The sequence below is a fragment of the Pseudarthrobacter sp. MDT3-1 genome (assembly GCF_054510755.1).
In genome coordinates this window covers 20,396-41,612 of record NZ_JBTNDX010000031.1, presented here as the reverse complement: position 1 = coordinate 41,612, position 21,217 = coordinate 20,396, and the positions used below count along the sequence as shown (strand labels likewise).

The 21,217-nt window shown below is 65.1% G+C and carries 22 protein-coding genes; 13 read left to right on the top strand and 9 right to left on the bottom strand.

Annotation, left to right across the window (positions count from 1 at the left end; all coding sequences use genetic code 11):
* Positions 1-814 precede the first annotated feature (814 nt).
* From ACX80X_RS18530 to ACX80X_RS18520, 3 genes are all read left to right on the top strand, one after another.
* Entirely contained in the window at positions 815-994 is a 180-nt protein-coding gene (locus ACX80X_RS18530; protein ID WP_252600237.1) for a hypothetical protein, read from the top strand.
* 63 nt (positions 995-1,057) lie between these two features.
* Entirely contained in the window at positions 1,058-1,705 is a 648-nt protein-coding gene (locus ACX80X_RS18525) for a GNAT family N-acetyltransferase (RefSeq protein ID WP_252600238.1), read from the top strand.
* 72 nt (positions 1,706-1,777) lie between these two features.
* Positions 1,778-2,461, top strand: a complete 684-nt coding sequence (locus ACX80X_RS18520) for a DNA alkylation repair protein (RefSeq protein WP_252600239.1) — start codon at positions 1,778-1,780, stop codon at positions 2,459-2,461.
* 86 nt (positions 2,462-2,547) lie between these two features.
* On the opposite strand, the gene ACX80X_RS18515 is transcribed toward ACX80X_RS18520, so the two are convergent.
* Positions 2,548-2,745, bottom strand: a complete 198-nt coding sequence (locus tag ACX80X_RS18515) for a hypothetical protein (RefSeq protein ID WP_058931239.1) — start codon at positions 2,743-2,745, stop codon at positions 2,548-2,550.
* 185 nt (positions 2,746-2,930) lie between these two features.
* Positions 2,931-3,473: a TspO/MBR family protein gene (locus ACX80X_RS18510; RefSeq protein ID WP_252600240.1), complete on the bottom strand. Its 543-nt coding sequence runs from the start codon at positions 3,471-3,473 to the stop codon at positions 2,931-2,933.
* 183 nt (positions 3,474-3,656) lie between these two features.
* Between ACX80X_RS18510 and ACX80X_RS18505 the strand changes: the two genes are divergently transcribed.
* Together ACX80X_RS18505 and ACX80X_RS18500 are read left to right on the top strand one after the other, a co-directional pair.
* Positions 3,657-3,989, top strand: a complete 333-nt coding sequence (locus ACX80X_RS18505; RefSeq protein WP_252600241.1) for an ArsR/SmtB family transcription factor — start codon at positions 3,657-3,659, stop codon at positions 3,987-3,989.
* A gap of 12 nt (positions 3,990-4,001) precedes the next feature.
* Positions 4,002-4,490: an SRPBCC family protein gene (locus tag ACX80X_RS18500; RefSeq protein ID WP_459312996.1), complete on the top strand. Its 489-nt coding sequence runs from the start codon at positions 4,002-4,004 to the stop codon at positions 4,488-4,490.
* Positions 4,491-4,580: 90 nt separating this feature from the next.
* Here ACX80X_RS18500 and ACX80X_RS18495 read toward each other — a convergent pair whose 3' ends face one another.
* Entirely contained in the window at positions 4,581-5,291 is a 711-nt protein-coding gene (locus ACX80X_RS18495) for a molybdate ABC transporter substrate-binding protein (RefSeq protein WP_459310036.1), read from the bottom strand.
* A 151-nt stretch (positions 5,292-5,442) separates the two neighbouring features.
* Here ACX80X_RS18495 and ACX80X_RS18490 point away from each other — a divergent pair, with 151 nt between their 5' ends.
* Both ACX80X_RS18490 and ACX80X_RS18485 read left to right on the top strand, forming a co-directional pair.
* Complete coding sequence (locus ACX80X_RS18490) at positions 5,443-5,916, top strand: MarR family winged helix-turn-helix transcriptional regulator (RefSeq protein WP_252600244.1); 474 nt, start codon at positions 5,443-5,445, stop codon at positions 5,914-5,916.
* Positions 5,917-5,998: 82 nt separating this feature from the next.
* Positions 5,999-7,474 (top strand): MFS transporter, encoded by a 1,476-nt coding sequence (locus ACX80X_RS18485; protein WP_252600245.1) that lies wholly within the window; start codon positions 5,999-6,001, stop codon positions 7,472-7,474.
* 129 nt (positions 7,475-7,603) lie between these two features.
* On the opposite strand, the gene ACX80X_RS18480 is transcribed toward ACX80X_RS18485, so the two are convergent.
* Together ACX80X_RS18480 and ACX80X_RS18475 are read right to left on the bottom strand one after the other, a co-directional pair.
* The gene (locus tag ACX80X_RS18480) at positions 7,604-8,896 is read right to left on the bottom strand and encodes an MFS transporter (protein WP_252570491.1); all 1,293 of its coding nucleotides are present in this window, start codon (positions 8,894-8,896) and stop codon (positions 7,604-7,606) included.
* Positions 8,897-8,920: 24 nt separating this feature from the next.
* Positions 8,921-10,141: a M20 metallopeptidase family protein gene (locus ACX80X_RS18475; protein WP_252600246.1), complete on the bottom strand. Its 1,221-nt coding sequence runs from the start codon at positions 10,139-10,141 to the stop codon at positions 8,921-8,923.
* Positions 10,142-10,285: 144 nt separating this feature from the next.
* Here ACX80X_RS18475 and ACX80X_RS18470 point away from each other — a divergent pair, with 144 nt between their 5' ends.
* A complete protein-coding gene (locus tag ACX80X_RS18470) occupies positions 10,286-11,323 on the top strand; it encodes an Lrp/AsnC family transcriptional regulator (protein WP_252600247.1) in 1,038 nt (345 codons plus the stop codon).
* A gap of 97 nt (positions 11,324-11,420) precedes the next feature.
* A complete protein-coding gene (locus tag ACX80X_RS18465; protein WP_252600248.1) occupies positions 11,421-12,014 on the top strand; it encodes a DnaJ family domain-containing protein in 594 nt (197 codons plus the stop codon).
* A 72-nt stretch (positions 12,015-12,086) separates the two neighbouring features.
* Here the strand turns inward: ACX80X_RS18465 and ACX80X_RS18460 are convergent, their stop codons facing one another.
* Positions 12,087-14,456 (bottom strand): transglycosylase domain-containing protein, encoded by a 2,370-nt coding sequence (locus ACX80X_RS18460; RefSeq protein ID WP_252609705.1) that lies wholly within the window; start codon positions 14,454-14,456, stop codon positions 12,087-12,089.
* A gap of 228 nt (positions 14,457-14,684) precedes the next feature.
* On the opposite strand from ACX80X_RS18460, the gene ACX80X_RS18455 reads away from it, so the two are divergent.
* Entirely contained in the window at positions 14,685-15,326 is a 642-nt protein-coding gene (locus tag ACX80X_RS18455) for a PadR family transcriptional regulator (RefSeq protein WP_252600250.1), read from the top strand.
* Positions 15,327-15,347: 21 nt separating this feature from the next.
* On the opposite strand, the gene ACX80X_RS18450 is transcribed toward ACX80X_RS18455, so the two are convergent.
* Entirely contained in the window at positions 15,348-16,649 is a 1,302-nt protein-coding gene (locus ACX80X_RS18450) for an ammonium transporter (RefSeq protein ID WP_252600251.1), read from the bottom strand.
* Positions 16,650-17,020: 371 nt separating this feature from the next.
* Entirely contained in the window at positions 17,021-17,815 is a 795-nt protein-coding gene (locus tag ACX80X_RS18445) for a carbon-nitrogen hydrolase family protein (protein ID WP_252600252.1), read from the bottom strand.
* A 32-nt stretch (positions 17,816-17,847) separates the two neighbouring features.
* On the opposite strand from ACX80X_RS18445, the gene ACX80X_RS18440 reads away from it, so the two are divergent.
* The gene (locus tag ACX80X_RS18440) at positions 17,848-18,504 is read left to right on the top strand and encodes a GntR family transcriptional regulator (protein WP_459310035.1); all 657 of its coding nucleotides are present in this window, start codon (positions 17,848-17,850) and stop codon (positions 18,502-18,504) included.
* A gap of 25 nt (positions 18,505-18,529) precedes the next feature.
* Here ACX80X_RS18440 and ACX80X_RS18435 read toward each other — a convergent pair whose 3' ends face one another.
* A complete protein-coding gene (locus ACX80X_RS18435) occupies positions 18,530-19,921 on the bottom strand; it encodes an MFS transporter (protein WP_252614704.1) in 1,392 nt (463 codons plus the stop codon).
* Positions 19,922-20,071: 150 nt separating this feature from the next.
* Here ACX80X_RS18435 and ACX80X_RS18430 point away from each other — a divergent pair, with 150 nt between their 5' ends.
* Entirely contained in the window at positions 20,072-20,758 is a 687-nt protein-coding gene (locus ACX80X_RS18430) for a DUF2848 domain-containing protein (protein WP_252600255.1), read from the top strand.
* 54 nt (positions 20,759-20,812) lie between these two features.
* Complete coding sequence (locus tag ACX80X_RS18425) at positions 20,813-21,211, top strand: DUF3592 domain-containing protein (RefSeq protein ID WP_252570467.1); 399 nt, start codon at positions 20,813-20,815, stop codon at positions 21,209-21,211.
* Positions 21,212-21,217: the final 6 nt, after the last annotated feature.

Sequence of the window (21,217 nt, the reverse complement as noted above, 5' to 3'; positions counted from 1 at the left end):
CTAAAAGTTTCTTTCCTTAGACAGTCAGAAACCTATAGACGGAAAGCGGCGTGCGTCCGTTAAGGCGCGCTCAAAACGCCCACGGAAGAGTCAGGAGAGCCAGTTATTGACGGTGATATCCAGGTGCAGGATGGCGAGCAGGGTTGGCTCCAGGCGGATATCTGCTCGGCATGTGGGTACAGAGGCGCAGAGTCCTTCGAATCATGGGGTTACTTTGACAATGACCAGGAAGAGACTGGGGCCGCTGTGGTCGAATAACGACTCCAACAGCTCCCCTGGTGCAAACCATTGCCCTGGGGATTCCGGTTTCTCCGAGACGGGGGATTTTTGAATCCGCTCCCGGAATACGACAAAGTCTTCTCGGGCGTCGGGCGTCGGGCGTCGGGCGTCGGGCGTGAGTCGGAAGTCTGTCGCCGCGTCGGCGAAAAAGTGGCGCTGCGGTTCCCAGACCTTCGTGATGGCAGGACGTGGCCGGCATAGTCATACCACACGAATTCGTCGTCTTCCCGCCGTTGGCCGATGGGATCGACTCGGTTAAGGATGGTCTTCGCGAGGTCTGGTCCCTTGTTGCCGACGAATTTGCCCGGGTCTGGGAGTTGCCCAAGCCGCCGTCGGCTCACGGATGACTCCAGAGGCAGGTCACCGAGAACTCCTCGAAATCCACGAAGCCCTTGGGAGCAGCCGTTATATGGCCCAGATCGGCCTCGGCGGCCTGCCGTTCGATGAAACGGCCTGCTCCATCGAACTGCTGGCCACCGAAATCATGCCGGCCGTGAAACACCATCTTTCGGGGTCCCCGTAACGAATCCCTGTCATGAACTATTACAGCCAAGCGGCGCAGGAGCGCGTTCGGGACGCCGCATACGACGCAGTCGAGAAAGTCCTCAACAGCATGTTCGAACCGTTGAACCGGCAGGCCCTCACGGCGCGCTGGAACCAGGCCTGCGAAGCCATGGCGAGACACCTGGAAGCGCGGGACACCGGCGAAGAGTAGTCGCCGTACTTTCGGTCTCAAATAGGATTGACAGACGATCGAAATCGAAAGTTTGAGCTGTCAATGAAGGTCACCACCACAACGCTCCAGATGCTCCGGCCGCCCGCCTGGACGGCGCGCCCGTTGCCCGATGAGGCACGGCTGGACCGGGCTGACGGGGTCACTCCGGAGTATGCCCGTTTCCTCTATGGCCTGGTCGGCGGCCCGTGGCACTGGACGGATCGGCTCGAGTGGACACGGCAGGAATGGGCCGAGGAGCTCGCGGTGCCGGGGACGGAAGTCTGGGTCCTCTATGGCAAGGGCGTGCCGTGGGGCTATGTCCACCTTCAGCCCGTCGTCGCCGAGGACGGCACGCACGTCGAAGTCAGGTACTTCGGCCTTTCAGAGCAGGCGATCGGACGGGGCCTCGGCGGCCGGCTGCTTGAACACGCCATCACGGCCGCATGGTCGCTGGCACAACGCTTCGACCTCCCGCCGGTCTCCCGCGTCTGGGCCCACACCTGCACCCTCGACGGTCCCGCGGCTCTGGCAAACTACCAGTCCCGCGGCTCTGGCAAACTACCAGTCCCGCGGCTCTGGCAAACTACCAGTCCCGCGGCTTTGAGCCCAGCGGGACCGAGGACACGGACACGGAAGTGGCGGAGGAGCCGCTCGGTTCCTGGGTGGCCACCGGCGGTCGATAATGGCCGCATAACTGACGCGGACCACTGACGGTCGCATCTGCTGCAAGCCCGCCGGCAGCCGTAGGCTGGAACCGACAAAAGGGTGACCGAAAGGGTGACAATGTCGGAGACGATAACGGCCGGGCTGCTGGGCGAAGTGATGGCCGAGCTGGCCGTGCTTGAGGACCCGAAGATGCGCGAGGCGAACGAGAAGCGCGGCGACGACCACGGCGTGAACCTGTCCAAGCTGCGCGCGGTCGCGAAGCGGCTGAAGACGCAGCAGGAACTCGCGCGCGAGCTCTGGTCCACGAACGACACTCCGGCCAGGTTGGTGGCGCTGCTGATCTGCCGGCCAAAGGCCTTCGAACGCGACGAGCTGGACACCATGCTCCGCGAGGCGCGCGCCCCCAAAGTCCACGACTGGCTCGTGAATTACGTCGTGAAGAAGAGCCCGCACGCGGAGGACCTGCGCGTGGCCTGGATGGCTGACCCGGATCCGGTGGTCGCCAGCGCCGGTTGGGCCCTGACCAGCGAACGGGTGGCGAAAAAGCCAGCAGGGCTCGACCTCCCTGGGCTGCTGGACACTATCGAGGCCCAGATGAAGGACGCCCCGGACCGGCTGCAGTGGGCGATGAACCACACCCTGGCCTTCATTGGGATCGAGCATCCAGAGCACCGGGCCCGGGCGCTCGATATCGGCGAGCGGCTCGAGGTCCTCAAGGACTACCCGACGACGCCGAACTGCACCTCGCCATTCGCGCCGATCTGGATCAACGAGATGGTGAGCCGCCAAGCCAGGGCGTAAGGCTGTCAGCCTGGAAGCAAAACAGAAGCGGACGACGCCGGAAACCTCCCGCCGTCGTCCGCTTCTGCTTTTTAGCCGTGAACCGATCAGACGGTGGCGAGCTGACGTTCCTGGCCACGGACGCTGACCGTGAAAGTGTTGGGGCCGCTGCACTGGACCGCAATGCGGCATTTGGTGGTGTTCGCCTTCACTGAGAGGTCGTGCACAATGCTCTCAAGGGTGTGCTCAATCGCAGACCGGTCCCAGATTTTCAGCGTGATGGAGTCAGTGTTTTCAAACGTCATTGTCAGTACTTTCGCTCATGCAGTTAACGGCTCCGCGTCGTCCTTGAGGGGGCCGCATCCTCGTCGGTGAGGATTGCTGATCTTGGTAGTGCGGGACCGAGGTCCCGATCTCATGGTTCATGCTTGCCGCCGAGATTTGCAACAGAAATGGCCAAAGTGTGAGCGATTACACGCTCGCGCCGGCCTTAGTTACTGACGGCGGCGTAAAGGTTCAGGGACGCCGAAAACACCAGCCACGATACGTTCGGCAGCATCAGCAGTCCGGCCGTTGGGCTGATGGGTCCAAAGCGCAGAACTGTCAGGGCCGCTGCGAAGGTGAGGGCGGCGAGGACAACCAGGGCCAGCCAGAGCGCCGCGGTCCCCAGCGCGGGATACAGCCCGAAGAACGTCATGGGCCAGAGCAGGTTCAAGGCCAGCTGGAGCCTATAGAGCCTGAGTGCGCGGCGGCGCGGGTGGCGCCGCTGCCGCCACACCAGCCAGGCCGCCACGGCCATTGCCGCGTACAGGACCAGCCAGACTGACGTGAACATCAGCCCGGGAGGCGTCCAGGGGGCTTTGTCCGCCAGGGCGTACCAGCCGCCGGCAGCCGTTCGGATCGGGAGGGACCCCAAGAACGACACGGTCCAGGAAAGCGCGAGGAAGCCGACCAGTGCGGCGATCTGCCGCCATCGGGATGGCCCGTCCGGGACTGCCGGACCTTGCGCTTCGTTGGGGACAGTGTCAGGCACTGACCCACTGTGGACAATGGCGGGTACCCGCGTCAAACCCGGAGGCATCGGAGGTCTCCGTCAGGGTCCCTTCCAGATGGCATTTCGCGGCAATAGTGACCGGCGGAACTGCCGTTAAATGCCACCTCGCGGAACGCATTCAAGCCTTGACACCCTGCCGCCCCGGGAGTATCGTACAACCAAATGGTTGTAGATCAGCTCAGAGACGCGGACGTGGACCGCCTGTTCCAGGCGCTCGCGGACGCCACGCGGCGGGACATTGTCCGGCGGGTGACGGCGGGGGAGTATTCCGTCTCCGGCCTCGCCGCCCTCTACGCCATGAGTTTCGCCGCCGTCCAGAAGCATGTGGCGGTGCTGGAGCGGGCTTCCCTGGTAACGAAGGAGAAGCGCGGAAGGGAGCAGATTGTGCGGGGTGACCACGAAGGACTGCGGAAGGCCCGCCGGCTGCTCGATGAGTATGAGGCGATCTGGCGGCAGCGCGCCGGGCGGATCGCAGACATTCTGGCTGAAGGATAGGAAGGTTTTGCAATGCCTGTTATCAGTTCCACCAAGAATCTCGAAGCGCTCAGCTTCACCCTCGTGGCCGAGTTCGACGCCGGCGTCGAGCAGGTCTGGCAGATCTGGGAAGACCCGCGCCAGCTGGAGCGGTGGTGGGGTCCGCCCACCTGGCCGGCCACGTTCGAGGCGTTCGACTTCCAGCCCGGCGGGAAGGCCGGCTATTACATGACCGGCCCCGAGGGGGAGAAAGTCGGCGGCTGGTGGCGCTTCACCGCCATCGAGGCGCCGCGCAAGCTCGAGTTCGACGACGGCTTCGCGGATGATGACGGCGCCCCGAACGAGGCCATGGGAATCACCCATGCCGCCGTTGACCTCGAAGACCTCGGCGGCCGCACCCGGATGACCGTTCGGTCCACCTTCGAGTCAGAAGAGCAGATGGTCCAGATGGGCATGGAAGAGGGCATTCGGGAGGCGGCGGGCCAGATCGATGCCCTGCTCGCGGAACACGCCCGGACCTGAGTAACGCTGACGTTTTTCACGCAAAGGGGAGAGTACGACGGCGGGACGACCCGCCGTCGGACTCTCCCCTTTGCGTTGGGTACTGATGCTCTAGGCGGGTTCCAGCCCGTTGGTCGAGTAGGCCGCGAGGGCCCCGGGGCTGTGCAGGAAGTCGCGGAGCGCCGTGGCGCCTGCCACGCGGGACGCTTCGCTGCCCAGCGCCGTGGAGAAATCCGTGTACTCCTGGACCGCCGCGGGCAGGGGGCCAACGATTGCCGCCTCCGGAACGAGGACCAGTTCGCTCAGTTGATGGATCGCAATGTCGGCCCGGCCGTCCAGCAGCGCCACGGCCGTGGGCCCAGCATCAATGACGGTGGCCCGGGCCTTGACCTGCTCCGCAATCCCCAGCCGTTCCAGCAAGCCGGCGAAATAGATGCCGCTGGGGCCGCTCCGGGAATAGGCCACGGAGCGGGCCGATGTCACGGCGGCGATGAAGGCCTCCACGGTGCTGATGTCTGGAATCTGCGCGTCCGGCGGAACTGCCACACCGATACCGGTCCGGGCGACAGGCCTGGGGTCCGTCAGGATGTTGGCTTTGACGAGGTCCGCGAGTGATCCGGTGATGCCTGCCATGACGTCGGGCCGGGCCCCGGATTCGATCCGCGTCAGCAAGCGGAAGGTGGGCTCGAAGACCGCCTCTACAGGCGTCCCGCCGGCCTGAATGTATGCCGGAAGGATGACGTCCTGGACTGCCTGCTTGAGCGCAAAGGCGCAGAAAAGGGTGAGGGGCCTGGCGTCCTCGCTGGCAGCGTGAGAGTCCATGGGAGTCCTTTAGGGTAGTGGGTAGTGCGCGCTCCCACCAGACTTACCTTGTGGGAGCGCGCATTGTTATTTGTTAAGCCCCGGACATGGCTGCTTCCTGCCCGCGGAGTAGCCCTGAAGGGCAGTCCCGCATCGCCCCTATGCTTGGAGGATGGCAAGCCTCAGCAGCACTGAACAGCAACCGGATGCCGACAAGACCCGGGATCTGGCGGTGGCCATCCTCGACATCTCGTTCGAAGTGCACCGGAAATCCCACGACGGCACCGGCGTCCTCCCTCTCTCCAGCGGACTGCTGGACATCATCCGGGTCATCGAACGCCACCCCGGCATTACGGTGGCCGAAGTGGCCGCCCGTCTCGGCAGGCAGCTCAGCAATGTGAGCGCGCAACTGCGGGAGCTCGTTGCCCTGGGCCTGGTGACGCGCACGCGGGACGTGGCCGACAAGAGGTATGTGGTGCTTCATCCCACGCCCGAGGCGCAGCGCATCAGGGCCGTCCTGGAGTCGGCGTGGGCAGAGGCGCTGGAATCCGCCGGGTCGCGGCTGCTGCCGGCGGAGCGGGAGCAGCTTGCCGCAAGCCTGCCGGCACTGGAGCGTCTTGCCGGCTTCCTCGCCGAGCCCGAGTAGCGGACATCACCTCAAGCGGGTCTTTTCTGCGCCCTGAAAGTACTTATACTTATATAAGTATTAGGACTTTGAAGGGTGAAAAATGGGCGCGGCAACACAGACGGCGGAACCAGACGCAAAACAGGAGGGCAGGCCAAGAGGCCAGTGGGGGGCTCTGGTCTTCCTGGCCCTGGCACAGTTCATGGTGGTGCTTGACGGCACCATCGTGAACCTGGCGCTGCCGCGCCTGCAGATCGAAATGGGCGTCAGCGACACCACACGGTCGTGGGTGGTCACGGCCTACGCCCTCGTGTTCGGCGCCTTCCTGCTGCACGGCGGACGTGTCGCGGACTTCTGGGGGCGCAAGCGGACCTTCATCGTCGCGGCCGCAGGCTTTGCCATTGCGTCGCTGGCCGGCGGCATCGCGCAGGAAGCCTGGGAGCTGATCGGCGCACGTGCGCTGCAGGGTCTCTTCGCTGCCCTGTTGGCTCCGGCGGCACTGGCGCTGCTGACTGTTTCCTTCCCCGGCGGCAAGGACCGCGGTACGGCCTTCGCCATCTTCGGATCCATCAGCGGCGTTGGTGCGGCGGTGGGCGTCCTGTTGGGCGGGTTCCTCACGGACTACATGTCATGGCGCTGGACGTTCTTTGTGAACGTGCCCATCGCCATCATTGCCCTGGTCGGCGTGATATACATGGTCCGCGAGAGCAAAGCGGCAGGCCCTGCCAAGTACGACTGGCCCGGTGTCGTCCTGGCAGCCCTTGGCCTGGGATCTCTGGTGTACGGCTTCACCAATGCCGAGCATGGCTGGGGCGCGCCGGAGGCACGGGGCTTCATCTTTGCCGGTGTGGTGCTGCTGGTGCTGTTTGTCGCCGTCGAAAAGAAGGTCAAGCACCCGCTCCTTCCCCTGCGTGTGGCGACGGAACGCAACCGGGCGGCGGCCTTCCTGGCGGCGTTCCTCTCCGGTGCGGTTCTCATCGGCGGCATCCTGTTCATCAACTTCTACATCCAGATCGTGCTGGGCTTCGCGCCGTTCATCGCCGGGATCGCATCCCTGCCCATGACGGTGGTCCTCATCGTCACCGCGGCCCTGGTGGCCAAAAACCTGCCTAAGCTGGGTGCGAAAATCCCCACCGCCGTCGGGCCTGCCTTTATGGCGGCGGCCATGCTCTGGCTGACCCAGGTCACTGCCGAGGGGACCTATGCGGTCAACATGCTGCCGGCGCTCATCCTGATGGGCATCGGCCTGGGCATGGTGTTTGTGCCCATGCAGAATCTGGCCCTGTTCAGTGTGGACAAGGATGACGCCGGCGTGGCCAGTGCGTTGGTCAACGCCTCGCAGCAGATCGGCGGCTCACTCGGCATCGCCCTCTTCAGCACCATCGCCGCCGCAGCAACCGCGGCCGCCGGCGCTGCCGGTGGCAGCCAGATGGTTGCGCTTTCCGCCGGCTACTCGTCGGTCTTCCTCTGGGCCGCCGGCGTGGCCATCCTGATCGCGCCGCTCGCACTCCTGCTGATCACCATCACCAGGGAAACGTTCAGCGGCAGCGACGAGGACCAGCCCATCCACCTGGGCTGAGTCTCCTCGCCGGGGCACGCGCCCCACACAAAAGACGCCGACGGCGGGACCTCCCGCCGTCGGCGTCTCTTGTGTCGTTGTGGCCGCCCTGACAGTGGCAACCATGGAGCTTTGCCGGGCTGGAACAGATCAGTGCGTCAGGTCCTTGCCCTTCGTTTCCGGGATGGTGAACACAACCGCGATGCTGACGGCCAGCAGAAGTACCGCATAGACGTTGAAGAGGTTGGCTTGCCCAATCGAGCCGAGCCAGGCCTGCAGGTACGGTGCCGTTCCACCGAAGGCTGCAACCGCGATGGAATAGGGGACGCCCACACCAACGGTGCGGATTTTGGTGGGGAACAGCTCGGCGTACACGGCCGGTACGATCGCGGCCGCTCCTGCGATGAAGAACAGCATGACGGACATGGTGACCGTGAGCTGCCACGGGGAGTCCTTCAGCAGCCAGGTCATGGGGAAATGGAACAGCGCGGCGCCGGCGGCGCTCATGATCATGACGGGCTTGCGTCCAATGCGGTCCGACAGCTTGCCCCAGAACGGAAGTGCGGCGATGAACAGTACATTGGCTATAACGCTGGCCCAAAGGGTCTCTCCGCGGTCCATCTTCAGCACAGACGCGGCGTAGCTGGGCGTCACGATACCCCAGATGTAGTAAGCCACGGTCAGGCCGACGGTCAGTCCGATAACCTGCAGGGCCTGCTTGCGGTGCCGGTAGATCTGCGGCCACATCGGCTCGTGCTTTTCCTTGGGCGATTCTGCCTCGAAGACCGCAGTTTCCTTCAGTCGCGCCCTCATGATCAGGGCGTACAGGCCCATGATGCCGCCGATGATGAACGGGATCCGCCAGCCCCAGGCGCCCATGTCAGCCTTGCTCAGGACGTTGGACAAGGTGGCGCCAAGGATGGTTCCGGCCAGGATACCGACGGTGCCGGAGGTGTAGATGAGCGTTGCCCAGAAGCCGCGCTTTTCCTTCGGCGCCATTTCGGAGAGGTATGTCTGCGACGACGGCAGCTCGCCGCCGTGGGCAAGGCCTTGGATCAGGCGGGCCACCAGCAGCATGACTGACGCAAAGGCCCCGACGGCTTCGAAGGTCGGTGCGATACCGATCAGCAGGCTGCCCAGAGCAGCGAGCCCGACGGCGAACGTCATGGACGTCTTGCGGCCGATCCGGTCACCGATCCAGCCGAACACGAAGCCGCCGAATGGGCGGGCGACAAAGCCGACGGCGAAGATCGCCAGCGTGGCGAGGAAGGCCGACGTCGGATCCTCCTTGCTGAACAGGGCGCTCGCGATAAAAGGCGCGAACGTTGCGTAGATGGCCCAGTCATACCACTCGACGGCGTTGCCGATGCCGGTGCCGACGAGGGTGCGCAGGTGGGACTTGTGAACCTGGACGTCTGCTGGGACGCCTGCAGTTGTGGTCATTGTGTACTCCAGGATTTGAGGGTTTTAGTGGGCCGAAGCCAAGGCTGCGATGCGGGAGACGGCCAACTCGGTGTAAAGAGCAGTTCCGTCGGACAGGACGCCGTCGTCAAAGGCGGCGTATGGGGAGTGGTTGAAAGCGGTGGTGGTGTGGTCGGCGCCGGGGGCGACGGCGCTGAGCCCGATAAACGTCCCGGGTACTTCCGCCAGCACCCTCGAAAAATCCTCGGATCCACTGAGCGGGGTGGCCCAGCGGGTGAGGCGCGAGTGTCCAAAGAGGTTTTCGATGGTCTTCTCCGCGGTGCGCGTTTCGTCGTCGTCGTTGACGGTGAGGGGGTACTCGTGACGGTAGTCGACGTCCACCTCAAGGCCGTGGGCAGCGGCGATGCCCTTCAGCAGCGTGGGAGCGGCGGTCATCATCCGCTCCCGGGAGGCATCCGAGAAGGTTCGGATGGTGGCTTCGATGCGCGCCGATTCCGGAATGATGTTGCGCTTCGTGCCTGCCTGGAGGACGCCCACCGTCAGGACCACGGGATCGAACATGTTGAACTGGCGGGTGATCATGACCTGCAGGGCTGTCACCATTTCTGCGGCCGCCGTGACGGGGTCCTTGGCCGCGTGCGGGGCCGAGCCGTGGCCGCCGGCGCCCAGAACCGTGACGGTGAGGGCGTCCGAGGCGCTCAGCATCACGCCCGGTTTGGTGCAGAACCGGCCATGCGGCTCCAAGGCGGAAAACACGTGCATCCCATAGGCGGCGTCAACCCGGCGCCCGGCCGCGTCCAGCACGCCTTCGCGGATCATGTGGCCCGCCCCGTCAAAGCCTTCCTCGCCCGGCTGGAACATCAGCACGACGTCGCCGGCCAGCTGGTCCCGGCGCTCGGCCAGAAGCGTGGCTGCTCCGGCGAGCATGGCGGTGTGGAGGTCGTGGCCGCACGCGTGCATGGCGCCGTCGATCTTGGACGCGAACTGGACGCCGGTGCGTTCCTGGACGGGGAGGCCGTCCATGTCGGCCCGCAGGAGGACCGCTGGTTTCGTTGCCGATGCGTGCGGCGCGGTGCCGCGCAAGACGGCCGTGACCGACGTCGTGCTCTTGCCCAGGGTGATTTCGAACGGCAGGCCGTCGAGCGCCTTGAGGACTTTTTCCTGGGTCCGGGGGAGGTCCAGGCCGATCTCCGGTTCCTGATGCAGCTCGTGACGCAGCCGGCCAAGGTCGGCCTGCAGATCCTTCGCATCGGTGGTGATTGACATCTACTCTCCTAATTTCTGAACGTTTGGTCAGCGACCTGATCCCATTGTGTGGTGATGTGGTTCACAGGCTGGGAAATAGCTGAAAAAAATCAAAAGTATGATGGATACGGCAGGATTCATTCACCAGAGATAGAAGCGTGCGAAGTGGTACTCAGCGAGGAAGACCTTGCCCTGATCAACGTGCTGCAGGTCGCGCCGCGGATCAGCTGGTCGGATGCAGCCAATGTGCTGGGAGTGCACGCCACAACGCTGGCTGCGCGCTGGGACAGGCTGAGATTGTCGGGGGCGGCCTGGACGACGGCCCACCTGATCGGCGATCCCAAAAAGATGTGCCTGGCACTGGTGAGCGTGGATTGCGAAATGCGGTTGCGCGCGGAGGTGACCGCGGCGCTCGCCGCCATCCCTGAGGTGGTCACAGTGGAAGAGGCGGCAAGCAACAGGGACCTCATGCTGACGGTCATAGCGCCCACCTTGGCCCGGTTCACGGATCATGTCCTTCCGCGGTTCAAGGAGATCCGCGGGTTGGTGAAGTACCGGACCTCGCTGGGTACCCGTCTGCACTCCGCTGGCCATGCGTGGCGGCTCAATACCTTGGACAAGGCGAAGCAGAATGCGCTTTCGGCCGTTGCCAGTCCTGAAGTCACCGGTTCGGCAGCCTCGAGACCCGGGGCGCCACTGCCGCCCAGCCACCTGGATCTGATCCCGTTCCTGGCGCGGGACGCGCGAGCGAGCGCAGCGGACATCGCGCGCAGCCTGGGCCGGAGCCCGGCGACGGTCCAGCGGCAGCTCAACAGGGTGGTATCCAGCGGGCTGCTGTCCTTCCGTTGTGAAATTGCCCAGAATCTCTCCGGCTACCCGGTGAGCTGCCAGTGGTTCGCCAACGTGCCGCCGGGCCAGCACGAGGCCGCGGCCGCTGAACTCCGCAGCCTCCGCACTGTCCGGTTCAGCGCGTCCACCACCGGAGGCACAAATTTTGTGATCCTCATGTGGCTGAATTCGCTGGCCGATGTGATGAACGCCGAATTGGCCCTCCAGCAACGCATCCCGCAGATCGAGCTCGTGGAGAGCGTCGTGATCCTGAGCAGCGCCAAGCGGATGGGCTGGATGCTGAACCCGGATTCGACGGCGAGCGGCGCCGTTGTGGTCTCAACCGCGGAGCTGCCGTCCGTAGGGTTCCCCTGAGCTTCCAAGCGGCTGCCATTGGCACCGTTGAAATCAGATGCGGACGCTTGAATACTGGAAAAAAGACCCGATTCAGGCACGGAGGCGGTGGCATTCTATGAGCGGCGGGGCGGGGTATTTCAAGCGCCGGCTGGAACGGGCCGCAGAAGTGCGCTCCTACCGCGGTGCGGGGATCAGCGCTGAAGAAGAGGCCGAACTCGAGGCTGCGGAGGCGAAGGGCCGGGGCAAGCGCAAGAAGGTGGACGATGCCCAGCGGGCGGAGTATCTGATCCGGGACGCCATGGCACAGGGCAAATTCGACAACCTCAAATACGCCGGCAAGCCCATCCCCGGGCTGGGGGAGGCCTACGATCCTGACTGGTGGGTGAAGGGCCTGATCCAGCGCGAGAACATCAGCGGGCTGGGCCCCAAAGCCATCCTGCTCCGCACCGAAGACGCCGAACTGGACGGCCGCCTTGATGCCCAGTTCACCGAAAAGCAGGTCCGGGACATCCTCGCTGACTTCAACGCCCGGGTGATCGACGCCCGACGCCAGCTCCAGGGCGGCCCGCCCGTCATCACCAAAACGCGGGACGTCGACGCCGAGGTGGCGCGCTGGCACGAACGCCGTGCCGCCCGCGCACAGGACGCCCTGCCTGAACCGGAGCCGCAGCGCTCCTGGTGGCAGCGGCTCTGGCGCGGCACCACATAGCTGAGCGGGCGAGAGTAGCTGAGCGGACGGGGGGCAACGGACGACGGCGGCGCCTCCCGCCGTCGTCGGATCTCAGCGCCTGCCTCCCGGGAAGCCGTTCGCAGGCGGAGGGTCCGGAAGCTGGGGCGGTGCTGGCGGTGCTGGCGGAGCAGGCGGGGCGGGTGCGGGTTCAGGGGCAGGAGGTGGCTCGGGTGCGGGAGCTGGCGGGGGAGCCGGCGCTGGAGCGGGTGCTGGGGCTGGCGCAGGGGCGGGAGCAGGCCTCGGCGCGGCCGGGGCAGGGGTCGGCTTCGGCGGAGCCACCATGGATGCCGGCGGCGCCGGGAACGGGTTCGCCGGGTAGAGAGGGGCGGCCTGGAGCATGTAGTTGACCCACTGCGGCCCGGCGATCATGTAGCCGTCAAGGCGCGGGTAGAACTGGCCGTTGACGGTGACGTTCTGGCCGGGGCGGTTTTGGCCTTCCAATGCATCGCCGAAGAAGGACGCTGTGGCCAGCCCCGAGGTGTAGCCCACCACCCAGGTGGAGCCGTTGTTGTTCGAGGTGCCGGTCTTGGCGGCAATGGGCATCAGCGTATGGATTTTGGGGTTAATCCACACACCGGAGCCGACCTTCAATACGTCCTGGAGGACTGCGTTGACGCCCCGGGCAACCTCCGGTTTGACGGCGTCGCGGCACTCGCTGGTCTGGCCCGGGAGTTTCCCGCCCGACACATCCGTCACCTCAAGCACGGCGATGGGGGAGCAGTACCGGCCGTCGTTGGCGAAGGTGGCGAAACCATTGGCCAGATGGACCGGCGCCACGCCGATTGCCCCGAGGAGATTGCCAAGCTGATGCATGTTGATCTGGGCGCCATCGAGTCCGCTGTGCAGCCCCACGGTGTCCACCATCTTTTGGATGCCGCAGAAATCGAGCTGGGTGGCCGAGGCGAAGGTGGCCGTGTTGATTGAGTTGTACAGCCCGTAGTTCACGGGCATGGCGCGGTAGTAGCCCTCGTCGGCGTTCTGCAGGTCATCGGCGGCGCCCAGCTCAGGGTTGTTCTGCGCCGTGCTGTAGGCGCCGAGTACCTTTCCGCAGCTGGAGCGCCACGGGAAGCCGAGCGGATACACCCGGCGGGAGGCGTCCACCATGCCCGTCAGCGGCTTGCCCTCGTTCAGCCACTCGGCGAATGTGAAGGGCTTCATGGTGGAGCCTGGCTGGAAACCGCCCGCCCCGTTGAGGTCATTGCCTTGCGGATCGCGGGAGTCCACGTTGAAGTTCAGTTGCGTATCGAACCTGCCCTCGGCCGGCAGGAACACCGTGTTCTGCGCCATGGCCAGGATTTTCCCGGTGCCCGGCTGGATCGACACCAGCGACGCGCCCCAGCGGTCGGGATTCGCCCCGGCGGTGGCGTCCACCTGCGCCTGGGCCGCCGCCTGGAGCCGGCTGTCCAGCGTAGTGACGATGGTGAGCCCGCCCCTGTACAGCTTCCGCTCGCGCTCGATCAGGGTAATGCCGTAGGCCGGGTTGTTCAGGATCAGGCGCGAAATGTAGTCGCAGAAGTAGGGTGCCATCTGGGCGTGGGCGCAGCCCTGCTTCCCCGGGCTGAGCTTGAGCTCGATGGGCGTGGCCGCGGCGGCGTCGTGGTCCGCCTGGGTGATCTTGCCTGTGGCCAGCATCTCGGCAAGAACCTGGTTCCGGCGGCTTGTGGCCTGCTCCGGATTGACCGCGGGGTTGTAGTAACTGGGGCTGTTGACCAGCCCGGCCAGCAGGGCGGCTTGCGGCAGTGTGAGATCCATGGCCGTGGTGCTGAAGAAATACCGTGCCGCCGCCTCGATTCCGTATGCCTCGCGGTTGAAGAACACGATGTTCAGGTAGCCCTCGAGGATCTGGTCCTTGCTGAACTTCTTCTCCAGCGCGATGGCCAGCTTCATCTCCCGGAGCTTGTCCCCAATGCTCTTCTGGCCGCTGAGGATCACCTCGTCGGTCTTGTCCTGGGACACGAAGGACTCGTTGATCACGTTGGTGACGTACTGCTGGGTAATAGTGGAGGCGCCCTGCCTGCCCGCATTCGTCAGGTTGAAGATCGCGGCACGGAGGATCCCTTGCGTGTCGATGCCGGGGTGCTCATAAAAGCGGCTGTCCTCGATGGCCACGATGGCATCCCGGACATAGGGGGATATCCGGTCCAGGGGGATCTTGATCCGGTTCTCGGCATAGAACGTGGCGATCGGCTGGCCGTCGGAGGTGAGGACTTTGGTGGATTGCGACGGCGGCGCGACGATCAGTTCCGTGGGGAGATTTTCAAAGTAGCTGATGGAGGTGCTGACTCCGTAACCGACAGTCGCAACAGCGGGGACCACCAGGCTTGCGGCCAGGACGCCGCACATGGCGCTCGCCGCAAAGAATCCGATGACCCTCCCCAGGGTGGAGGCCAACCGGTGCCTGCGTTTCTTTTGCTGCGCCATTGTTCAGCCCTCAAGCTCGCGACGTGTGAACAGGATACGCCGCTGCACCTGTTGCATCCACATCCTGGACCAACTGATGCCAAGCCGGTATTTTCCGTCCCTATAGTCGTGTTCTGGTCTTGTCACGCGATACATACCGATATATCGTTAAGTGTCGGTGAGTAGTTGACCGATAACCATCAACAAAGGCCAGAGCATTCAAGAAGACAGCGAAGGGACGATGCCACCATGAAAGGCATTCACGACGACAAGTTTTTGGAACCGCCGTTCGGGCGGGAACAGTTCGAGCGCGGACGGTTTGAGCGCGGCAGGGGCCGCCGCGGACCGCACGGGCACCGCGGGGGAGGGTTTGGCCCGGGCTTTGGCCCAAGGGGCGGATTTGGTCCCGGTTTTGGACCTGGCGGAGGGTTCGGTCCCGGCTTTGGGCCCGGTCCCCGGCGGGCAAGCAGGGGGGACGTCCGGTGGGCCATCCTGTCACTGCTGGCCGAGGCCCCGTCCAACGGTTATGGGCTGATCAAGACCATCGCGGAGAAAACATCCGGCGCATGGCGGCCCAGCCCCGGGTCGATCTACCCCACACTCCAGCAGTTGGTGGACGAGGACCTCATTGCGCCCCTCAGCGAGGGCCGGCGGACCGACTTCACCCTCACCGACGCCGGCAAGGCCTACGTGGCCGAGCATGCGGAGGAACTGGAGAACGCGTGGAACAGCGATGCGGAAGGATCCGGACCCGCCTTCCACCAGAGTGTGGGCAAGCTGATGGGGGTCATTCATCAGTTCCGCACGGCCGCTACGGAAGAACAGCGCAATGCTGCGGTGGAAAAGCTCGACGAAACCCGCCGCGCGCTCTACCGGATCCTGGCCGACTGAGCGCTTTTGAACCCTGTGGCCTCAGGCGAAGGTGTCTTCCTTGGCGGGAGCGGCAGCAGGTGCCGTGACGCCGCGGCCCAGCGGGTTGAAGTGGCTACCCAGCCCGCCGAAGGCGTAGGCGGTCTCGGCATGCTCGGAGAGATCCACCCCTGCCATCTCGGACTCGTGGCTCACCCGGAACCCGATGGTCCTGTTGATGGCCCGGCCGATCACCAGGGTCACACCGCCGGAGAGCACTACGGTGACCACCACCGCCACGGTCTGTGCCGTCAGTTGCTGGAGACCGCCGCCGTAGAAGAGGCCGCCGCCCTGGCCGTCCACGGGGAGTGCGACGAAGCCCAGGGCGAGTGTGCCGATGAGCCCGGCGCCGAGGTGGACTCCAACCACGTCCAGGGAGTCGTCCAGCCCGAACCGGTACTTCAGGTCAACAAACACGCAGCAGGCCGCACCGGCCACCAGGCCCAGGCCGATGGCGGCCACTGGGCTGATGTTGGCGCAGGACGGTGTGATGGCCACCAGGCCGGCAACAACACCGGAGGCTGCGCCCAGGGACGTGGGATGGCCGTGGCGGATCTTCTCCGCCAGCAGCCAGCTGAGCATGGCCGCGGCCGGGGTGACCAGGGTGTTGATCCAGATCAGGCCGGCCTGCTCCGCGGTGGTGGCGGCACCGCCATTGAACCCGAACCAGCCGAACCACAGGATGGCCGCACCCAGCATGATGAAGGGGACATTGTGCGGGCGGTGGCTGGGATCCTTGGCGAAGCCGTGGCGCTGGCCAACCACCAACGCCAGGACCAGGGCGGCCGTCCCGGAGCTGATTTCCACCACTGCACCGCCGGCGAAGTCGATGACCTGGCCGAACGCCTCGGTGATGGCTCCGCCGGTGCTCATAAGCCCGCCGCCCCAGATCATGTAGGCCAAGGGGCAATAAACCAGCGTGACCCACAGCGGCACGAACACTGCCCAGGCGCTGAACTTGGCGCGGTCGGCGATGGCCCCGCTGATGAGGGCCACCGTGATGATGGCGAAGGTAGCGCTGAAGCCTGCTTTGATGAGGTCAGGGGAGCCCATGAGGTTCTGCAGCCCGAAGTTGGCGAAGGGGTTGCCAAAGATGCCCAGGATTCCCTCGCCGGTGGTCATCGAGTATCCCCATAGGACCCACACAACTCCCACGATGCCGGCGGAGATGAAGCTCATCATGATCATGTTCAGCGCTGCCTTGGCGCGCGTCATGCCGCCATAGAAGAGACCGAGCCCAGGTGTCATAAGCAGCACCATTGCCGCCGCGATCATCATCCAGACGTGTTGCGCAGTGATCTCCACCGGTGGGTCCCTTCCATTGATCCTGAGTACGGGGACTTTCCTACCTGGCCCGCGCAATCCCCCCGATCAATATTTGTCGCCGCGTGTTTCCGTTTGCGCTTCGCTAAGTTGCGGATATGTTACGGCCCGGCGGCTTACGTGAAGATCGCATGACGGTGATGTTTCCGGCGTGTAAACGGGACCTGTTGAACGGCGCCGGGACGGGAAGCTCTGAGACTCCGATGCCAGCGACGGCGGGCGCCGGTCCGCGGACGTGGTGAGAAGCCGCCGTCGGACGCTGAAAGGGCAACGTTTCCTGAAAGTGAACGGCGGCTCACCGCCGTGGCGGCCAGCCCCCGCGGGGAGAATCCGCGGGGCTGGCCCCCCCCGGGTCAGAAGGTCCGGGCGTTGACCAGGACGGGCAGTTGGCCGCGGACCTCGGCAATGACGGCCGGGTCAATGTCGACGACGGCGAGTTCCGGTTCGCCGCCGAGGGCCACCAGGGCAGCACCCAGGGGAGAGATGACGGCGCTGTGGCCGACGCCGGTGGGAGCCTTGCCGGCGGAGGCGATGCCGACGCTTGCCGGGTCGCCCTGTCCACAGGCCACCACGAAGGTGGTGCTGTCCAGCGCGCGGGCGCGGACCAGGAGGTCCCACTGTTCAGCCTTGCCCTCGCCGGCACCCCACGAGGCGCAGACGATGTTGACCTGGGCGCCGGCTTTGGCATTGGCCGTAAACAGTGCCGGGAACCGCACGTCGTAGCAGGTGGCCAGGCCGAACGTGGTGCCGTCCACTTCGAAGGTCACGGGGGTTGTTCCGGCGTCCACGGTATCGGACTCGGCGAATCCGAATGCATCAAAGAGGTGGATTTTGTCGTAGGAGGTCTCGACGCCGGGGCCGGTGACCAGCAGGGTGTTCCGCACGCGGCCGCCGTCGCCCGGCGTGAACATACCAGCCACCACCGTGATGTCCAGCTCTTGGGCAATGCTGCGGACGGCGGTGGCCCACGGCCCGTCCAGCGGCTCGGCAATGTCCTTCAGGCTGTTGCCGAAGGCGCGCATGGCGGCTTCCGGGAACACCACGAGCTCCGCTCCGGCGGCTTTGGCCCGCGTGGCGTAGTCTCGGATGAGCTCCAGGTTGGCGGCCAGATCGGCTCCGGTGATGATTTGGGCCACTGCTAAACGCATGAAATTACTCCAATCTGTTGTATACATAATGTATGCGAAAAAGTTCGGGGTCGGCGGCGTCCGGCCGCGAGAAGGCGTACGCGTACCTGCGCGAAAACATCCTGGTTGACCCGGAGGTGCAGGGGAAGTTCCTGAACGAGCAGGAGCTGGCCGCCGAGATCGGCGTCTCGCGAACTCCGGTCCGGGAGGCGCTCCTGCTGCTCGTCTCCGACGGCCTGGTGGAACTGATTCCGCAGCGCGGAGCCTATGTTCCGCCGGTGACTGGCCGCGAAATGTCGGAACTGATGGAACTCCGGGGTGTGCTGGAAAGCCATGCCGCCCGCCTGGTAATCGAACAGAACCGCGTTCCTGCGAAAACGATGCAGGACACCCTGGACCTGCAGGCCCAGCTTCCCGAGCAGCTGAATGCGGAGGCTGCGCAGGAGTTCATCCGGCTGGACACCCTCTTCCATCAGCTTCTGATCGACGCCGCCGGCAATGAGCTCATCTCCCGAACGTACAGCAAGCTCCATGTCCGGCAAATCCTGGTGGGCGTTTCGGCCTTGTTCCGCACCGGAGACCGGCGCGGACAGGTGTGCGCCGAACACCAGGACATCCTCGATGCCCTGGTGTCCGGCGACGCCGTGAAGGCGCAGGAGGCCATTGACCATCACCTTGCTGTCACCCGGGATATCCTGCTCCGCACCTAAGCGCCGCCCTTGTTGGCTGGGATTGTCAGTTGCCTTGGCCGGTGGTGGAATGCTGCCGCGCTGCCGCGGAACCTTCCAGCAGCAGGCGGTAGTCCTCGTCCTCCACGGTGTTGGAATCGCGGCCGAGTGCCAGTCCCACGGCGGTGACGCCTGCAGCGACTGCCACGTAGATGGCCACCGGAATCCAGGTGCCGAACTGCGCCAGCAGCAATGTGAACATCAGCGGGGCGATGGCGCCGCCGATCACACCGGCGAAGGTGTAGGCCAGGGAGCTGCCCGTGGACCGGAGCCTCGGTGAGAACTGCTCCACGATGAAGGCAGCCTGCGGGCCGTACATAAACGAGTGCGCCATGAGGCCCAGCACAATGCCGGCAATGAGCATCGGCTCGTTGTCGGCGCCCAGGACGCCGAAGAAGACGAACGTCCACACGGCGCCCACCACAGCCGCGGTGCCGTAGACCATGCGTCGGTTGAAGCGGTCGGACACAGCGCCGGCCAGCGGGATCATAAAGAGCTGGAACGCGGAGCCGATCAGGACTGCCGTGAGCACCTGGCTGCGTTCGTAGCCGAGTGTCTGGATGCCGTAGGTGAGGGTGAAAACGGTGAACAGGGCGTAGAGCACGTCCGGGCCCACCCGGCACAGCGTGGCGGCAATGAGGGGCCGGAGTTCCGTGCTGAAGACCTCGCGGACAGGGGCGTTGGGCTGTTCGCCGTGGGCCTCGATGGCCTTGAAGATGGGGGTGTCTTCCAGTTTCAGGCGGATCCAGAGGCCGAAGCCGACCAGCACGGCCGAGACCAGGAACGCGATGCGCCAGCCGAAACCGATGAACTGTTCCTCGGTCAGGGCGAGGGTCAGGACAGCCAGGGCGCCGTTGGCCATAAGGTTGCCGGCGGGCGGGCCCACCTGGGCTGCAGACGCCCAGAAGCCGCGCCGGTGGGGGTCGCCGTATTCGCTGGAGAGCAGCACGGCGCCGCCCCATTCGCCGCCGACTCCCACGCCCTGGGCGAACCGCAGCAGCACCAGGATGATCGGCGCGCTGAGGCCGATGCTGTCGTAACCGGGAAGCACACCGATCAGCACCGTGGCCACGCCGATGATCATCAGGGTGGTCACCAGCACCTTCTTGCGTCCGATCCGGTCACCCAGGCGGCCGAAGATGATGCCACCAACAGGCCGGGACACGTAGCCCACGGCATAGGTGGAGAAGGCCAGGATGGTGCCCGTCAGGGGATCGGATGAAGGGAAGAACACGAGGGGAAATACGACGGCGGCCGCCGCCGAGTAGACGGCGAAGTCATACCACTCGAGGGCGGTGCCGGTGAGGCTGGCAGCGAAGGCCTTGTACAGGCCCTTGGGGTGAATCGGCTTGTCCGGACGCGGCGCTGCGCCGGAAGCCGGAACTGGGACGTTAGCCATGGGTGTTGTCCTCCACGAGATGTTTACGGGTGACGCCTGTCACGCTGGCGTTAAATGTATACATTACGCATACTGGATGTACATTGGCCACCGTTTCCGGTTTCCAGTTTGTAAATTTCTCCAGCAGGACACGCAAAGGATGGACAGAACATGACGACTCTGAGCTTCGAACTTCCCGACGGCAGCACCCGGACAGTCCAGGTCAAGCACCTCCTGAACGCCGGTTATGCAGGGCGGGAGCTGGAGGAAGTGCAGGCCCACATTGCCGAACTGGCCGAGCTTGGCGTTCCGGGCCCCGCCACCACGCCGGCGCTCTACCCGATCTCGCCGTACCTGGCGCAGCAGGTTTCCGAAGTCCGCGTGCAGCATGCCCGGACCTCCGGGGAAGCCGAATGGGCGCTGGTCATCACGGACGACGGCGTGCTGCTGACGGTCGCGTGCGACCACACGGACCGCGAGCTTGAGGTCCATGGGGTGGCCTGGAGCAAGAATGCCAGCCCGGACGTCCTGGGCCGCAAGGCGTGGCGGCTGGAGGACGTGCGCGACCACCTGGACCAGATCACGCTGAAGGGCTGGGTGGGGCAGGGTGATACCGCGGACACGCTGATCCAAGACAGCTCGCTGGAAGCCCTGCTGCCCCCGGACTACTGGCTGGAGGTGTTGACCGCGCGCGGCCTGAATGAGCCGGGGACGGTCCTCATTTCCGGCACGGTGGCCATGACCAGCGGGGTGAACCAGTTTGCCCGCAGCTGGAAAGTGGAGATGACAGACCCCACGACAGGATCCACCGTGGATGCCCAGTACGTGGTGGAGCAGATGGCCGAGCCCATCGGCTGATTCCGCCGGGCAGGGGCACGCTGGGGGGCGCAAACTCCCGGTAGCATCATTGCTATGCCCACTGCGCTTGAAATGGCAGGTCCCATCCTGGAAATGATGACCTGGCTGTGCCTTCCGCCGGGGCTTGCCCTGCTTTTCTACTCGGGCATCCTTCGGCGGTTTGTGCACCCCTGGACCGTTGCGGAAGCGGTGGTCTACGCGGACGCTACCGGAACGGGCTTCCGCTGGTTTGACCGCAAGTACCAGGTCCACCACGCCCCGATGTCACCCCACGACATCAAGGACCTGGCCGTGGGCGACACGCTGCCGATCTACTACCACCCGAAGCGCCCCACGCAGTGGCAGACCGCAGCGCCCGAAGCGGTGGGGCGGACCGCCGTCGTACTTGGCCGCGTGCTCACCGGGATCGGTGCCGTGGCGCTCATCGCAGGCTTCCTGCTGCCGATGTTCTGACGTAGC

Coding starts and splice junctions, on each gene's coding strand:
- ACX80X_RS18495 (WP_459310036.1), bottom strand. CDS start 5,291: ATGGACTCTCACGCTGCCAGCGAGGACGCCAGGCCCCTCACCCTTTTC.
- ACX80X_RS18475 (WP_252600246.1), bottom strand. CDS start 10,141: ATGTCAATCACCACCGATGCGAAGGATCTGCAGGCCGACCTTGGCCGG.
- ACX80X_RS18455 (WP_252600250.1), top strand. CDS start 14,685: ATGAAAGGCATTCACGACGACAAGTTTTTGGAACCGCCGTTCGGGCGG.
- ACX80X_RS18515 (WP_058931239.1), bottom strand. CDS start 2,745: ATGACGTTTGAAAACACTGACTCCATCACGCTGAAAATCTGGGACCGG.
- ACX80X_RS18480 (WP_252570491.1), bottom strand. CDS start 8,896: ATGACCACAACTGCAGGCGTCCCAGCAGACGTCCAGGTTCACAAGTCC.
- ACX80X_RS18435 (WP_252614704.1), bottom strand. CDS start 19,921: ATGGCTAACGTCCCAGTTCCGGCTTCCGGCGCAGCGCCGCGTCCGGAC.
- ACX80X_RS18460 (WP_252609705.1), bottom strand. CDS start 14,456: ATGGCGCAGCAAAAGAAACGCAGGCACCGGTTGGCCTCCACCCTGGGG.
- ACX80X_RS18440 (WP_459310035.1), top strand. CDS start 17,848: ATGCGAAAAAGTTCGGGGTCGGCGGCGTCCGGCCGCGAGAAGGCGTAC.
- ACX80X_RS18465 (WP_252600248.1), top strand. CDS start 11,421: ATGAGCGGCGGGGCGGGGTATTTCAAGCGCCGGCTGGAACGGGCCGCA.
- ACX80X_RS18430 (WP_252600255.1), top strand. CDS start 20,072: ATGACGACTCTGAGCTTCGAACTTCCCGACGGCAGCACCCGGACAGTC.
- ACX80X_RS18485 (WP_252600245.1), top strand. CDS start 5,999: ATGGGCGCGGCAACACAGACGGCGGAACCAGACGCAAAACAGGAGGGC.
- ACX80X_RS18520 (WP_252600239.1), top strand. CDS start 1,778: ATGTCGGAGACGATAACGGCCGGGCTGCTGGGCGAAGTGATGGCCGAG.
- ACX80X_RS18500 (WP_459312996.1), top strand. CDS start 4,002: ATGCCTGTTATCAGTTCCACCAAGAATCTCGAAGCGCTCAGCTTCACC.
- ACX80X_RS18425 (WP_252570467.1), top strand. CDS start 20,813: ATGCCCACTGCGCTTGAAATGGCAGGTCCCATCCTGGAAATGATGACC.
- ACX80X_RS18490 (WP_252600244.1), top strand. CDS start 5,443: ATGGCAAGCCTCAGCAGCACTGAACAGCAACCGGATGCCGACAAGACC.
- ACX80X_RS18445 (WP_252600252.1), bottom strand. CDS start 17,815: ATGCGTTTAGCAGTGGCCCAAATCATCACCGGAGCCGATCTGGCCGCC.
- ACX80X_RS18525 (WP_252600238.1), top strand. CDS start 1,058: ATGAAGGTCACCACCACAACGCTCCAGATGCTCCGGCCGCCCGCCTGG.
- ACX80X_RS18530 (WP_252600237.1), top strand. CDS start 815: ATGAACTATTACAGCCAAGCGGCGCAGGAGCGCGTTCGGGACGCCGCA.
- ACX80X_RS18505 (WP_252600241.1), top strand. CDS start 3,657: ATGGTTGTAGATCAGCTCAGAGACGCGGACGTGGACCGCCTGTTCCAG.